General features: G+C 59.5%; 14 protein-coding genes. All 14 read left to right on the top strand.

The window, feature by feature from the left end:
- Positions 1 to 90 precede the first annotated feature (90 nt).
- The 14 genes from PV407_RS23410 to PV407_RS23345 all read left to right on the top strand — a co-directional run bounded on the left by PV407_RS23410 (position 91) and on the right by PV407_RS23345 (position 14,241).
- The gene (locus PV407_RS23410) at positions 91 to 2,196 is read left to right on the top strand and encodes an LTA synthase family protein (RefSeq protein ID WP_332092424.1); all 2,106 of its coding nucleotides are present in this window, start codon (positions 91 to 93) and stop codon (positions 2,194 to 2,196) included.
- A 361-nt stretch (positions 2,197 to 2,557) separates the two neighbouring features.
- A complete protein-coding gene (locus PV407_RS23405; protein ID WP_332092423.1) occupies positions 2,558 to 3,517 on the top strand; it encodes an AAA family ATPase in 960 nt (319 codons plus the stop codon).
- A gap of 27 nt (positions 3,518 to 3,544) precedes the next feature.
- On the top strand, positions 3,545 to 4,771 hold the full coding sequence (locus tag PV407_RS23400; protein ID WP_332092422.1) for a DUF58 domain-containing protein: 1,227 nt from the start codon (positions 3,545 to 3,547) through the stop codon (positions 4,769 to 4,771).
- Positions 4,768 to 7,017: a DUF4129 domain-containing transglutaminase family protein gene (locus PV407_RS23395; RefSeq protein WP_332092421.1), complete on the top strand. Its 2,250-nt coding sequence runs from the start codon at positions 4,768 to 4,770 to the stop codon at positions 7,015 to 7,017. Before PV407_RS23400 ends, PV407_RS23395 begins: the two co-directional genes overlap by 4 nt.
- A gap of 174 nt (positions 7,018 to 7,191) precedes the next feature.
- Entirely contained in the window at positions 7,192 to 7,740 is a 549-nt protein-coding gene (locus PV407_RS23390) for a YqeG family HAD IIIA-type phosphatase (protein ID WP_332092420.1), read from the top strand.
- Entirely contained in the window at positions 7,737 to 8,852 is a 1,116-nt protein-coding gene (gene yqeH / locus PV407_RS23385) for a ribosome biogenesis GTPase YqeH (RefSeq protein ID WP_332092419.1), read from the top strand. Before PV407_RS23390 ends, yqeH begins: the two co-directional genes overlap by 4 nt.
- 122 nt (positions 8,853 to 8,974) lie before the next feature.
- Entirely contained in the window at positions 8,975 to 9,826 is an 852-nt protein-coding gene (gene aroE, locus PV407_RS23380) for a shikimate dehydrogenase (RefSeq protein ID WP_332092418.1), read from the top strand.
- Positions 9,827 to 9,883: 57 nt separating this feature from the next.
- Positions 9,884 to 10,174 carry a ribosome assembly RNA-binding protein YhbY gene (gene yhbY / locus PV407_RS23375; protein ID WP_332092417.1) on the top strand — a complete coding sequence of 97 codons (291 nt, stop codon included), beginning with the start codon at positions 9,884 to 9,886 and terminating at the stop codon, positions 10,172 to 10,174.
- 12 nt (positions 10,175 to 10,186) lie between these two features.
- Positions 10,187 to 10,774: a nicotinate-nucleotide adenylyltransferase gene (locus tag PV407_RS23370; protein ID WP_332092416.1), complete on the top strand. Its 588-nt coding sequence runs from the start codon at positions 10,187 to 10,189 to the stop codon at positions 10,772 to 10,774.
- A complete protein-coding gene (gene yqeK, locus PV407_RS23365; RefSeq protein WP_332092415.1) occupies positions 10,764 to 11,342 on the top strand; it encodes a bis(5'-nucleosyl)-tetraphosphatase (symmetrical) YqeK in 579 nt (192 codons plus the stop codon). Before PV407_RS23370 ends, yqeK begins: the two co-directional genes overlap by 11 nt.
- Positions 11,343 to 11,379: 37 nt before the next feature.
- Entirely contained in the window at positions 11,380 to 11,727 is a 348-nt protein-coding gene (gene rsfS, locus PV407_RS23360; protein ID WP_332092414.1) for a ribosome silencing factor, read from the top strand.
- A complete protein-coding gene (locus PV407_RS23355) occupies positions 11,724 to 12,623 on the top strand; it encodes a CvfB family protein (protein WP_332092413.1) in 900 nt (299 codons plus the stop codon). The genes rsfS and PV407_RS23355 overlap by 4 nt, the downstream gene beginning before the upstream one ends.
- A gap of 120 nt (positions 12,624 to 12,743) precedes the next feature.
- Positions 12,744 to 13,577 carry a class I SAM-dependent DNA methyltransferase gene (locus PV407_RS23350; protein ID WP_332092412.1) on the top strand — a complete coding sequence of 278 codons (834 nt, stop codon included), beginning with the start codon at positions 12,744 to 12,746 and terminating at the stop codon, positions 13,575 to 13,577.
- A 19-nt stretch (positions 13,578 to 13,596) separates the two neighbouring features.
- Positions 13,597 to 14,241, top strand: a complete 645-nt coding sequence (locus PV407_RS23345) for an HD domain-containing protein (RefSeq protein WP_332092411.1) — start codon at positions 13,597 to 13,599, stop codon at positions 14,239 to 14,241.
- The last annotated feature ends 26 nt before the right edge of the window (positions 14,242 to 14,267 follow it).

Raw genomic sequence — 14,267 nt, 5'->3', positions numbered from 1 at the left:
TCATGTTATAATGGCTTCATTGTTGCATCGGCGTTTACAAGTTCTTCATATCGAACCGGATAGAGAGAAAACAATGGGAGATTGGAAACGATGAACAATTGGCTCGCTTCCGCGGGGGCGTATTTGAAACACCGGTACTTGATGATCGTTTTATCCGGCTGGCTCGTGCTGCTCATGGAAGCGCTCAGCCGCAATCGGACATGGGGCGCGATGGTATGGTCGGTGCTGAACGTCCCGGCTTTGCTGCTGAACGGCGCGATCATTTTCGGCGTATGGCTTTTGCTGACGGCCTTGACGGGAAGGATGCGCCTTTCGTACTGGATCGTCTCGGCGATCGGCTTCGCGTTCGCGCTCGTAACCGGCGTCAAGTCGAAAATGCTCGGCATCCCGCTGCTCCCCTGGGACTTCGTGCTGACCGGCGAGGCGAGCGACATGGTCGAATATTTGAAAAATATCGTCACGCTCCAGCTGTTCGCCGACCTGCTCGTCTTCGTCGCCGTCAGCTGGCTGCTGCTGTACCGGACGAACCATGTCGTCAAAACGATCCGCTGGAAAGAGAGGGTCGTCCTCGGACTCGCGTCCGTCGCGCTCGTCGCCGCCGTCTATACGGACAAGCCGATACCGGTCAAAAGCGCGTTCGGCATCAGTCCGATCATGTACGATCAATCCGCCAACGTCGACACGAACGGATGGCTGCTCGCGACCGTGCTCAACATCGGGTATATGGGCGTGGGCAAATTGGAGGAATACGACCAGAAGGCGATCGAAGCGATCGTGTCGAGCAAGGAATCCCCGATCGGCGGAGCGGGCTTTACGGAGGGCGTGAAGCCGAACATTATCGTCGTGCTGAGCGAATCGCTTTGGGATCCGACGCAGCTGCAAACCGTCAAGTTCAATCGCGATCCGATGCCGTTTTTGCACGAGCTCCAGCAGAAGACGGCGTCCGGCACGCTGCTGTCCCCGCAGTTCGGGGGCGGAACGGCCAACGTCGAATTCGAGGTGCTGACGGGCAACTCGATGCGGTTTTTTCCGCAGGGAACGATTCCGTACAACCAGTACGTGACGCACGAAATCGACTCGCTGGCGAGCATTGCGGCGCGCCAAGGGTATTATTCGACGGCGATCAGCCCGTTCCACCGCTGGTATTTCAACGCCGACAAAGTGTATCAGAACTTCGGCTTCGCGCAGTACATTCCGATCGAGTTTTTCGATCCCGTCTACGAAGGCCCGTATATCGCCGACAGCGAAGTGGCGAAGCTGATTATCGAGCAGACGGGCAAAACGAAAGAACGCGATTTCGTCTTCGCCAACACGATGGAAAACCATTTCCATTATTATCCGGGCAAATTCGAAGAAAATCCGTTCAAGGCGGAGGGCGACATTCCGGTCGATACGAAAGGCATGCTGGAGACGTACGCGAAGGGCGCCTACGACGCCGACCGTATGCTGCGGACGCTAGTCGAGCATTACAAAAACGTCGACGAGCCGACGATCATCGCCTTTTTCGGCGACCATCTGCCGTACCTCGGCGACGATTACAAGGCGTACAAGGACGCGAAATGGATCAGCGGCGAAAACGATCCGGATTTTCTCGACAAAATGTACCGGACGCCCGTCGTCGTCTGGAACAACTATTTGCCGGAACAAAAAGAAACGCTCGACATGAGCCCTTCGTTTCTCGGCCCTTATGTGCTCGACAAGGCGAAGGTGACGGGCTCGTACTATACCGATTTTTTGCGGGAGCTGTCCAAGCGGACGCCGATCGTCCCGCCGTATACCGACGAGATGAAAAAGAACGGCGGCGACCTGAAGCGGTACGAGCTGCTCCAATACGACATCATGTTCGGGGAGCGCCACGCGTACGGGGAGCTGAAAAACAAAATCGTCAACCCGAACTACTTCCTCGGATTCGGGCCGATGACGATCGAGCGGGTCGCGCCGGAAACGTTCAAGTCCGGAACGGAGACGGTCGTATCGGTCTCGGGCAAAAATTTCCCGGCGCTCGGCAAGCTGTACGCGAACGGGAAAGCGCTGGAAACGAAACGGGAGACGAACGGCGAGCTGACCGCCAAAATTCCGGCCGACCTGCTGAAGCAAGCGGTGTGCGACCTGCAGGTGAAAGTGCTCGACTCGAAAGATATCGTGGTGGCGGAATCGAACGTGAAGACGGTACAGGTTCAAGCCGCCGCGAAATAGAAATTCGGAAAACAATCGTTTCCGGCCGCGTGCCGGAAGCGATTGTTTTTTTGCTTTTCCGTCCGACGCCGGTTTGAAAGCGGAGAAAAACGCCGTCATACATGAAATGTATGGAGGAATTTGCCGCATGTCAAACGATGAAACCTTTTTTCGCTGCAAGCGTATACATAATAATGGAGTCACGGTCGAACCGAAAGTCGAATCGTGCCGTTTTCTCTAACAACCGGACACTTTTTCTAACCGTAAAGGGCTATACGGGTATTTTCAATTCTTGTAGAATAGAAATACCAGCGGCACATTGTACGACCGCCGGCATCGCCCGGATATGGAACTACGGACCCATGGAGAGGAGCAGGACGAGATGGATGCACTATTTGTGGAAGATTTAGCCATTTTAAAGCAGTTGAAGGCCAATTTGGAATCCTGCATTATGGGAAAAGCCGCCGAAGTCGAGCTGCTCCTGACCGCCGCTCTTGCCGGAGGACACGTTCTGCTCGAAGACGTGCCCGGAACCGGGAAGACGGTGCTCATCAAAGCGTTGGCCAAATCCGTACAAGGCCAGTTCCGCCGCATCCAATGCAATCCCGATTTGCTGCCTACCGACATAACCGGGGTAGCCATTTACCATCCGAAGCAGGAAACGTTCTTGTTCCGGCCGGGCCCGGTCATGACCCATATTTTGCTCGCCGACGAAATCAACCGGGCGACGACGAAAACGCAATCCGCGCTGCTCGAAGCGATGGAGGAACGGCACGTGACGGTCGACGGCGACTGTTATCCGCTGCCCGCGCCTTTTTTGCTGCTGGCGACGCAAAACCCGATCGACTTCGAAGGAACGTACGTTCTTCCGGAAGCCCAGCTTGACCGCTTCATGATGAAGTTCAGCCTTGGGTATCCGGATCACGATACCGAGAAAAAAATGCTGTACGCCCAGGCGACCGGACATCCGGTCGACCGTCTGGAGCCCGTCGCCGACGTCGAGCGGCTGCTCGACATCCAGCGGCGCGTGCGCGAGGTGCACGTCGACGAAGCGGTCGCCGACTACGTCGTGTCGATTACGCGGAAGACGCGCGAGCACCAATCGGTATTTCTCGGAGCAAGCCCGCGGGCGACGATCGCCCTTATGCAAGCGGCCAAAGCGCTGGCGTATTTGCGCGAACGCGACTACGTCATTCCGGACGACATCAAATATTTGACGCCGTACGTGCTCGGCCACCGGATGATTCTTCATTCCGAGGCGAGAATCGACGGATTGACCGTCGAGTCGGTATTCCAATCCATTTTTGGGCAGGTGCGCGTGCCGGTCCGTCTCGAAAAGTAACGGACGCGGAAACGGGGTGAGCATAAGATGGGAATCATATCCAGATATTCGGCCCGCTTCTGGGGAATAGCGGCATTATTTGCGCTCAGCTTTTTGTTCTTATTGTTTCAAGGCGGCAAGCTCGCCTTCATGGTGTTCATTATCGTCGCGGTGCTGTGTCTGTATTTGGCGCTCAGCCGCTGGAGCGGCATCTCCAAAACGCAGGGCGGACGGACGCTGCTGAACGGCGAGCACGAGGCGGCTCTCGAGGCGGGAACGTCGCTGGCCGTGCAAATTCACGTGCACATCCCCGGCTTTTGGCCGGTTCCGTACGTGTCGGTCAAAGACCGGCTCGTCCGGCGGGGCGGCGAGGAGCACGTGTTCGAAACGTTTCTCATTCCCGACTGGAAGCGGCGCGGGGAAGTGTCGTACCGGACGCCTCCGCTGCGGCGCGGGTTTTACGAATTCGGCGAAACCGACTGCTCGACGGAAGACATATTCGGCCTGTTCCGGCATACGGGCCAGCTGCAGATGCCGTACTCGTTCGGCGTGCTGCCGCAAAAAATCCATATTCGCGAATGGAAGCAGCTGCACCAGCTGTTTCGGGGCATGCACCACCATTCCGCGACGACTCGCTCCCACAGGGAAACGACGCAAATTAACGGCGTCCGCGAATACATTTACGGCGACCGTCTGTCGCGCATCCATTGGAACGCGACGGCGAAGACGGGAACGTGGAAATCGAAAGAGTTCGAGCGGGAATCGCTGCCGAAAACGATCGTCCTGCTCGATCGCAACGCGAAGGCGTACCGCAGCAAGGAGCATTTCGAGCTGGCCGTTTCGATCGCGGCCTCGCTGATCGATTACGGCGGAAGACGGGATTTGGCGCTCGGGCTATTGTCGGTCGGCAAAGATTCGAAATATTTCGAGCCGAGATTCAGCGCGAACCATCAGAAAGTGATATACAATCATTTGATCGACGTCGAGCCGGACGGCACCCATTCGCTGATGGACGTGCTTCGAGACCGGGCCCGCCTGTTCATGCCCGGCGTGTTTTTCACGATCATTTCCCCGCAATACGACGAAGCGATGACGCAGGCGCTCGCCTGGATCGAGCAAAGGCAAATGAACCCTTGCCATATGTGGGTGTCCAGCGGCGTACCGGCCGAAGGCCAGGACAAATGGAAGCGGCAGATGCAGACGACCGGCGTGATGGGATATGCCGTCTCCTCCCTCGACGAGCTGGCGCTTGCGCTCGGAGGGAGGCCTTCATGAAGCAGAGCGTATGGCAGCGGTTGCTGCTGCAGGATTGGCCGGAAAGGCTGACGGCCGTTTTCACCGGAATTTTTTTGCTGCAATTCGTCGTCTGGATTTCGAAGGAGGAAGGGGTATGGCTGCCGGAAACGGTCACGATCGTGCAGCTGACCTTGCTCGTCGTCTTCGTCGTGGAGCTGTTTCCGCGGCTTCACGCGTCGCTTAGGCGGCTGCTCCAGCTGGTCGGTATTATGGCCGTGCTCAGCGTCATTCTCGACTACCGTCCGGTCGGCCGCTCCTTTCATTCGATCCGGGAGTGGGGCGCGTTTTGGAACGACGTCTTCGCCCTGCTGAAAAGCAATTTCATGCAGTTCGACCCGTACGTTTGGTTCGCCTTCGCCGTCTGGCTCGTTTCGCTCGCCGCCCTTTGGTGGATGAAGGCGAAGTGGCGCATTATGCTCGTTCTCGTCCTGTCGGTCGTTGCGTTCGCCATCCGCGATTCGTTCAGCTTCCTCGTCTTGTGGCTGCAGGTCGCCATCGTTATTTTTTGCGGACTGTTTCTGCTGATCGTCTGCCATTTCGCGGGGCTGAAAAAGCGAAATCCGGTCGGATGGTCGAACTTTTCCGATTACCCGCTCAGCGTATCGATGCCGATCGTGTTCCTCGTGTCGCTGGTCGTGTTTCTCGGGACGCTGGCGCCCGACGTGCGCGCGCTGATGACCGATCCGTATACGCTGTGGAAAAACATTCGCGGCGAGCAAATTACGTTTTTCAACAAAGGCTTCGGAACGACGTCGATCGTGGGCGGCGATTCGTCCTCGGGCTATAGCCGCAACGACTCGACGCTCGGCGGCGAGTTTTCGTTCGACTTTACGCCGGTCATGTCGATCTCGACGTCGCACCGCAGCTACTGGCGCGGCGAGACGCGGTCGCTGTACACCGGCAAAGGGTGGATCGCGAGCGACGTGGAGCGGAAAGCCCAGCTCGTTCCGGTGACGGCCGACGCCTCGCTGCCGCAAGACCCGCGCCTCGCCCCGCTGCAGGTGAAGACGGTCGACGTCACGCAGACGGTGACGGTGCTCGGGGAAGCGAGTCAAGATTATCCGGTGCTGTTCGGCGCCTATTCGATCGACAAGGTGCAAAGCGTCGCGGTCAACGGCTCGGCGGCGAGCCTGGCGCCGCTGCAATGGTCTCCCCGTCTCGGCGAGCTTCGCTGGAACGCGACCGGTCGGATGCCGTATCCGCAAACGTATTCGATAACGTCGAAGGTTCCGATCGTGAGCGAAGCCGATTTGCGGAAAGTGCCGGTCGAGCTGCCGACCCGCGCGGGGCTCGAGGAATATTTGTTTTTGCCGGAGACGCTGCCGGACCGGGTCCGAACGCTCGCCCAGCAGGTAACGGCGACCGGCACGAACATGTACGATAAAGTGAAGCAGCTCGAGAACTATTTGGCGACGACGTTTCCTTATACGAATACGCCGGATTTGAGCAAAGGACGCAGCCGCGATTTCGTCGACCGGTTTCTGTTCGAAATCAAGGAAGGATACTGCGACTATTACTCGACCGCGATGGCGGTCATGGCCCGCTCGCTCGGCATTCCGGCGCGCTGGGTGAAAGGATATACGCCCGGCGTCAACGTGATGACGGAAGAGATGATGGGCTTGCCGGAGGAATTGATCGATCCGGACGGAGCCGGCGACTATACGGTGCGCAATTCGGACGCGCATTCGTGGGTCGAAATTTATTTCCCGGGCTACGGCTGGATTCCGTTCGAGCCGACGGCCGGCTTCGCGCTTCCGACGTTCGTGGCCGACGAACCGATCAATCTGGAGACGGTTCCGTCCGCGACGGACGAAGCGACCGTTTCGGCCGATGGCGAAGGCGGCGTTATGCCGCGCGCGATCGGTTGGGGCTCCGGCGCCGTCGTCCTGGCGATCGCGGTCGCGTTTTTGTGGATGAACCGCCGCTCGTTCCGGAAGCTGGGCGTCATCGTGCCGCTCGGCCGACAGCTCGACGCGAGCCAGAAGGCGGTGCTCGAATTCGAGAAGCTGCTCCGATACGCGAAGCGGAAAGGGTACTCCCGCTCGGAGCACGAAACGGCGCGCGAAACGGCGCAGCGCTGGATCGTCAAAGACAAGTGGCTGCAAAAGGATTTGGAGTCGCTGCTGTTTTTGTTCGAGAAGGCGAAATACAGCGATTCGCCGATAACGGACGAGGAGCTGTCGACGTTTACGCGCACGGTGAGCAAGCTGAGGGAATCGATGTAGGAAACGGCAGGAGCAAGGCCGAGTCGGCCGTGCAATCGAAGGCGCCGCCCGATACCGCTGCGGCAAGCGGGGACGGGGGCGTCTTCGTTTTCGTTTGCCGGGCGGGGCGGCGCGACCGAATCCGTTTTGCAGGGTATGGGCATCTATGGTATAGTTTGTCGTATATATAAGGAAATGAAGGAGCTCGAGTGGCGGTTGCTGAAAAAATTGATTCCGCAAAAAAGCGTCCGTTCGATCTATGAGATCGACGTTCAGGCGCTATGGGATACGGGGATTCGGGGGATTATCACCGATCTGGACAACACGCTCGTCGGCGCGAAGCATCCGGAAGCGACGCCGGAGCTGCTCGCGTGGCTGAAGGCGCTGCAAACGATCGGCTTTCGCGTCGTGATCGTTTCCAACAACACGAGGCTTCGCGTATCGCGATTTTCCGAACCGCTCTCGATTCCGTACATATTCCGGGCGAAGAAGCCCGGGAACGCCGCGTTCCGGAAAGCGATGTCGATCATGTCGCTCGCTCCGAACGAAACGGTCGTCATCGGCGATCAAATGCTGACCGACGTGCTGGGCGGCAATCGGCTCGGCCTGTTTACGATATTGGTTACGCCGATCGAGCCGGGCGACGAAGGCTTTTTTACGAAAATCAACCGGCGCATCGAAAAGGCGGCGCTGTTGTGGATGAAGCGCAGAGGGATGATGGAATGGGAGGACCGTCGGCCATGACTACCGATAACCTACAAAAATGCGCCGGCTGCGGCGTTCCGATTCAGACGGACGCGCCGGACAAGCTCGGCTATGCGCCGACCGCGGCGCTGCAAAAAGAGACGGTAACGTGCCAGCGCTGCTTCCGGATCAAGCATTACAACGAAATGTCGACGGTAACGCCGAATCAGGACGACTTTTTGAAAATATTGAGCTCGATCGGCGCGAAAAAGGCGCTCGTCGTCCACATCGTCGACCTGTTCGACTTCGAGGGCAGCCTGATTGCGGGCCTGCATCGGTTCGTCGGGCAAAACCCCGTCGTTCTCGTCGTCAACAAAATCGATCTGCTGCCGAAGGCGATCAACGTCAACCGGATTTTGAACTGGGTGCAGAAGCAGGCGAAAGAAAACGGCATTCGGACTTCGGAAATCGTGCTGTGCAGCGCGAAAAAAAATATCGGCTTCGAACGGGTCGTCGAAACGATCGCCCGATATCGCGGCGATCAAGACGTCTACGTGGTCGGTGCGACGAACGTCGGCAAATCGACGTTGATCAACCGGCTTATCCATGATTACAGCGATTTGGAGGCGGAGCTGACGACGTCGCCTTTTCCGGGAACGACGCTCGATCTCGTTCATATTCCGCTCGACGACGGGCGGCATATTGTCGACACGCCGGGAATCGTCTATTCGCACCGGCTGACGGAGCTGATCGACAAGCGCGATCTGAAAACGGTGCTACCGGACAAGCCGATCAAGCCGTCGGTGTTCCAATTGAACGAACGGCAGTCGCTGTTTTTCGGCGCCCTCGCCCGGTTCGATTTCGTTCAGGGGGAGCGGCAGTCGTTTACCTGCTACGTATCGAACGCGCTGACGATTCACCGGACGAAGCTGGAAAAGGCCGACGAGCTTTATGCGGCGCATAAAGGGGAAATGCTGGCTCCGCCGGAAGCCGACCGGCTGGACGCGCTGCCGCCGCTCGTCAAGCACGCGTTTCGCATTCCGAAAGGGCGCGTCGGCGAGGTGCTCGTCTCCGGTCTCGGCTGGATTGCCGTCAATAGCGACGCCGGGGCGCAAATCGTCGTGCACGCGCCGAAAGGCGTCAAGGTCGCGCTGCGCGATCCGATGATTTGACCGGGACGGCGGGCGCGGATAGACGGCGGCAGCCGGAACGGGGAAGCCTCTTCCGCTGTACGATAGAAGGACGGCCTTTGCCGTGCCGCTGGCGCATATACCCGGAGGGGAGACACGGTCGAATGAAACAGTGGGAAATCGATACCGGAACGGTCATGCACGGCGTATTCGGCGACCCGATCAAGCATTCGAAATCGCCGATTATGCATAACCGGGCGTTTCGCGAGCTGAATCTGAACGCGGCTTACGCGGCGTTCCACATTTTGCCGGGCCAGCTGAAGGATGCGGTCGCCGGCATACGCGCGATGCGGTTTCGCGGGGTGAACGTGACGATCCCGCACAAACTGGAAGTAATGGATTATTTGGACGAGATCGACGAGGACGCCCGCGCCATCGGAGCGGTCAATACGATCGTCAACGACGACGGCAAGCTGACCGGCTACAATACCGACGGTATCGGCTACGTCCGTTCGCTCAAGGAGGAAGCCGGCTTCACCGTCGCCGGCAAAAAGGTGCTCATGCTCGGAGCGGGCGGCGCCGCGCGCGGCGTGGCGTATTCGCTGGCGAAGGAGGGGGCGTCCGCCGTCTACATCGCCAACCGGACCGTATCGAAGGCGGAGGAGCTGGCCGCGGTCATCGGCCCGATGACGAAAGCGGCCGGCATGGGATACGACGCGATCGACGACGTTCGCGACGAAATCGATCTGATCGTGCATAATACGGAAGTCGGCATGCATCCGAACGTCGACGACGTGCTGATCGATACGTCGTGGTTTCACGAAAGGCTGACGGTCAGCGACATCGTCTACAATCCGCTCGTCACCCGGCTGCTGCGGGAAGCGGAAGCGAAAGGGGCCAGGACGCACGGCGGCCTCGGCATGTTCATTTACCAGGGCGCGTACGCGTTCGAATATTGGACCGGCCGGGCGGCGCCCGTCGCGGCCATGCGGGAAGCCGTTCTCGCCGCGTTTTAAGAAGCGGACGGCGCAGGCCGCGGAAAAGCAGTTACCTTGAAGGGATCGATCATACAAATGCTAACGGGCAAACAAAAACGGTTTTTGCGGTCGCAGGCGCACCATCTCGACCCGATTTTTCAAGTCGGCAAAGGCGGCGTCAACGACCATTTGATTACGCACATCGAAGAGGCGCTGGAGGTACGCGAGCTGATCAAAGTATCCGTGCTGAACAACTGTCTGGAAGACAGCGACGACATCGCCGAGCAGCTGTCCAGCCGGTCGGGCGCGGAGCTCGTGCAGCGAATCGGCAAGACGATCGTGCTGTACAAGGAATCGAAGGAAAACAAAAAGATAGAGCTCCCTTAAGGAGTGTCGTCCATGAGAGTAGGCATTATGGGAGGGACGTTCGATCCGATTCATCTCGGGCATTTGCTCGCGGCGGAGCGGGCGCGGGAAGAAGCCGGACTGGACGAAGTCTGGTTCATGCCGGCGGGCACCCCGCCGCATAAGCCGAACGCCCCGAAGGCGAACGCGGACGAGCGGCTGGCGATGGTAAAGGCGGCGATCGCGGGGAACCGCCGATTTCGCGCGGAGGAGACGGAAATTCGCCGCGGCGGCACGTCGTATACGATCGATACGGTCCGGGAGCTGAAGCTTCGGCATCCGGACTGCGATTTCTTTTACATTATCGGAGCCGATATGGTGCAATATTTGCCGAACTGGATGCGGATCGACGAGCTCGCGGCCCTTATCACGTTCATCGGTCTCGCCCGCCCCGGCTACTCGGCGGATACCCGGGGGCTCCCGCCGGCGATTCGCGCCAGCGTCGTTTCCGTAACGATGCCGCAGGTCGACATTTCGTCCACGACGATTCGGAATATGCGCGCGTCCGGCCAATCGATCAAGTATCTCGTCCCGGATGCGGTGCTAGCCTATATCGAGGAGAATCGGTTGTATGAATCGTGAACGGTTGATCGAAGAAACGCGCGGGCAAATGCCCGCAAGGCGATGGGAGCATACGCTCGGCGTCGTCGGCTCGGCGGCGGCGCTTGCGGCGAAGTACGGAGCCGACGCGGAGAAGGCGGAGCTGGCCGCGCTGCTGCACGATTACTGCAAATATTGGCCGATCGACGAGCAGCGCCGCGAATATGCGGAAGCGGGACTCGATCCCGATCTGCTCCGCTACGATCCGCAGCTTATTCATGGTCCGCTGGCGGCGGAAATCGTCCGGCGCCGGTACGGCATCGACGATCCGGAAATATTGGATGCGATCCGGTACCATACGTCCGGCCGCGAGAAGATGTCGCTGCTCGACAAGATCGTCTGTCTCGCCGATTATATCGAGCCGGGGCGCGATTTTCCCGGCGTGCATAATATTCGGGAAATTGCCGAACATAGCCTCGAGAGAGCGCTCGTCGCCGGCTTCGATTCGACGATCCAGTTTTTGCTGGCGAAAGGGAAAAAAGTGTACCCGCTGACGTTGGCCGCGCGCAATGCGCTGCTCGACGAAATCGGCAGGCCGGAATTGGGGTAGTCCACTTTTTGGGGAATATTTTCTAGGGGGAATGCAAATGAATCAAGCGCCGGATCTGCTTATGAACGAAGTCGTGAAAGCGGTGGAGGATAAAAAAGCGCACAACGTCGTCGTACTGAACCTGAAGGGCATTTCGCTCGTGGCCGACTACTTCGTCATTTGCCACGGCAACTCGGATACGCAGGTGCAGGCGATCGCCCAGGAAGTGCGCAAGGTGGCGGGCGAGCGCAACGTCCCGCTGCGCGGCTTGGAAGGGTTCGACGCGGCCCGTTGGGTGCTTGTCGATTTGGGCGACGTCATCGTGCACGTTTTCCATCGCGACGAACGGGAGTATTACAACATCGAACGGCTTTGGTCCGACGCGAAAGTGGTAGAGCTCGTATGACATCGGCAGCGGATCGATTGGAGGCCGGCACGACGGCCCGGCTGCGGGTGGCGCGGGAAGTGCCGCCGAACGGCTTCTTCTTGACAAACGGCGTCCGCGACGTGCTGCTGCACTACAGCGAAGTCGTCGGGACGGTGAAGCCGGGCGACGAGGTGGAGGCGTTTCTGTTTCACGATACGGAGGACCGGCTGTCGGCGACGATGCGCAAGCCGCTCATCCGGCTCGGCGAGATCGGGCTGCTCGAGGTGGCGGACATTCATCCGAGATTCGGCTGCTTCCTCGAAATGGGGCTCGGCCGCCAGCTGCTGCTGCCCGCTTCGGAGCTTCCGGAAGCGAAGGAGCTGCGCCCGAAGCCGGGCGACCGCGTCTACGTGAAGCTCGACCACGACCGGCAGGGCCGGATGACCGCCAAGCTGGCCGGCGAGCGCGAGCTGTCCGAGCTGGCGTTCCGGGCGCCCGAATCGTGGAAAAACAGTCAGGTGGACGCGACCGTGTACAAGCCGCTGCAGATGGGGACGTTCGTCGTCTGCGACGGGGGCGTGCTCGGCTTCGGCGCGATCGGGATGATTCACGAGAAGGAAAGAACCCGTCCGCTTCGTCTCGGCGAGCGGGTCAACGTGCGGGTCGTATTCGTCCGCGACGACGGCCGGGTCAACTTGTCGATGCGCCAGCCGAAGCAAATCGGCCGCGTCGAGGACGCGGATCGCCTTTTGGCGTTTCTCCGGGAGCGCCCGAACGGCGCGATGCCTTATTCGGACGAGACGCCGGCGGACGTGATCTCGGCGAAATTCGGCATCAGCAAGGCGGCGTTCAAGCGGGCGCTCGGCAAGCTGATGAAGGAAGGGCTCGTCAGGCAGGAAGGAAGCTGGACGCATTTGCAGCCAAAAGAGGACTGAGCGAAAAGCCGCCCGCGCGGCTTTTCGTGTCGTCGGAGCCGAAAAGGGTCCGGCGGGCGGGACGACGGAGAGAAACGGTCCCGACGCCATAAGAGGCTGGCGGCGGTTAGGGGGAACACTATGCGCTACGGACAATTCGCCTACATTTACGATAGGCTGATGGATGAAATGCCTTACCCGCAATGGATCCGGTTCATCCGCGGCTGCTGGGACGGCACGCGCAAGCCGGCGTCGGTCGTCGATCTCGGCTGCGGCACCGGCAATATCGCGATCCCGCTGGCGCAGTCGGGCTTGCGCGTGTACGGCATCGACTTGTCCGACGACATGCTGGCGGTCGCGCAGGACAAGACGGAACGGCAGCAGCGGCTGTTTCCGTTCGCGCCCGGGGGCTCGGTCACCTGGCTTCAGCAGGACATGCGCGAATGGGAGCTGCCCGAGCCGGTCGACGCGGTCATTTCGTGCTGCGACTGTGTCAACTATTTGACCGAGGAGGACGATCTCGCCGCGCTGTTCGGACAAACGTACGCCGGGCTGAAGGACGGCGGCACGTTCATTTTCGACGTGCATACGGAAGGGCAGCTGAAATCGTACGCGGAGATGCAGCCGTTCGTTTTGAACGACGACGATATATCGTACATTTGGACGAGCGAGCTGGACGAGGAGCGGTGCGAACTCGAGCACGATCTGGCCATTTTCGTCCGCGAAACGGAATGGCTCGCCCAGGAGCCGCCGACCGAAGGAGCGAGCGGGGCGATCGCGGAATCGGCACGGTATATCCGGATCGACGAAAGGCACGTTCAGCGCGCGTATCCGCTTGCCCAAATCGGGGAGCTGCTGGAGGGCGCCGGATTTTCGCAAATCCGGACGTACGCCGATTTCGCTTACAAGCCGCCGACCGCGGAAACGGAGCGCGCTTTTTTCGTCTGCGTCAAGGAAGAAGGAATGCAGGCTTAATCCGATTGGAGCGATTTCGATGGAGCAGGGCGAAATGTTGCGGCGCGCCGAGCGGTTCGCCAAAACGGTGCACGAAGGCGATGCGACGGGCCACGACTTTTATCATGTCGAGCGGGTCGTCCGCATGGCGAGGCGGATTGCCGAAGCGGAAGGCGCGGACCCGTTCGTTTGCGAGCTGGCGGCGCTGCTTCACGACGTCGCCGACGAAAAGCTGAACCCGAGCAAAGCGGCCGGCTTGGCCAAGGTGCGGCGCTGGCTGGACGGCGAGCCGCTGGACGAAGCCGTAAAAAGCGATATCGTCGACATTATCGCCACGATGTCGTACGGCTCCGGGACTTCGGCGATGAGGACGCTCGAAGGCAGCGTCGTCCGGGACGCCGACAGGCTCGATGCGATCGGCGCGATCGCGATTGCGCGCACGTTCGTTTACGCCGGATGGAAGGGGCATCCGATTCACGATCCGGATTTGCCCCCGCGAAGCTCCATGACGCCGGAGCAGTACCGGACCGACAAAACGACGGCGATCAACCATTTTTACGAAAAGCTGCTGAAGCTGAAAAGCTTGCTCCATACCGAAACGGCCCGGGCGATCGCCGAAGAGCGGCACCGGTTTATGGAAAGGTACCTGGAGCAGTTTCATAAAGAATGGAATGGGGCAATCTAATAGCTGACCCGATCGGCGAGGTCGGA

The organism is Paenibacillus sp. GYB003 (assembly GCF_036577625.1).
GTDB lineage: Bacteria > Bacillota > Bacilli > Paenibacillales > NBRC-103111 > Paenibacillus_AB.
Note: the sequence above shows the minus strand (reverse complement) of the source record. Positions and strands in the feature narration are given on the sequence as shown.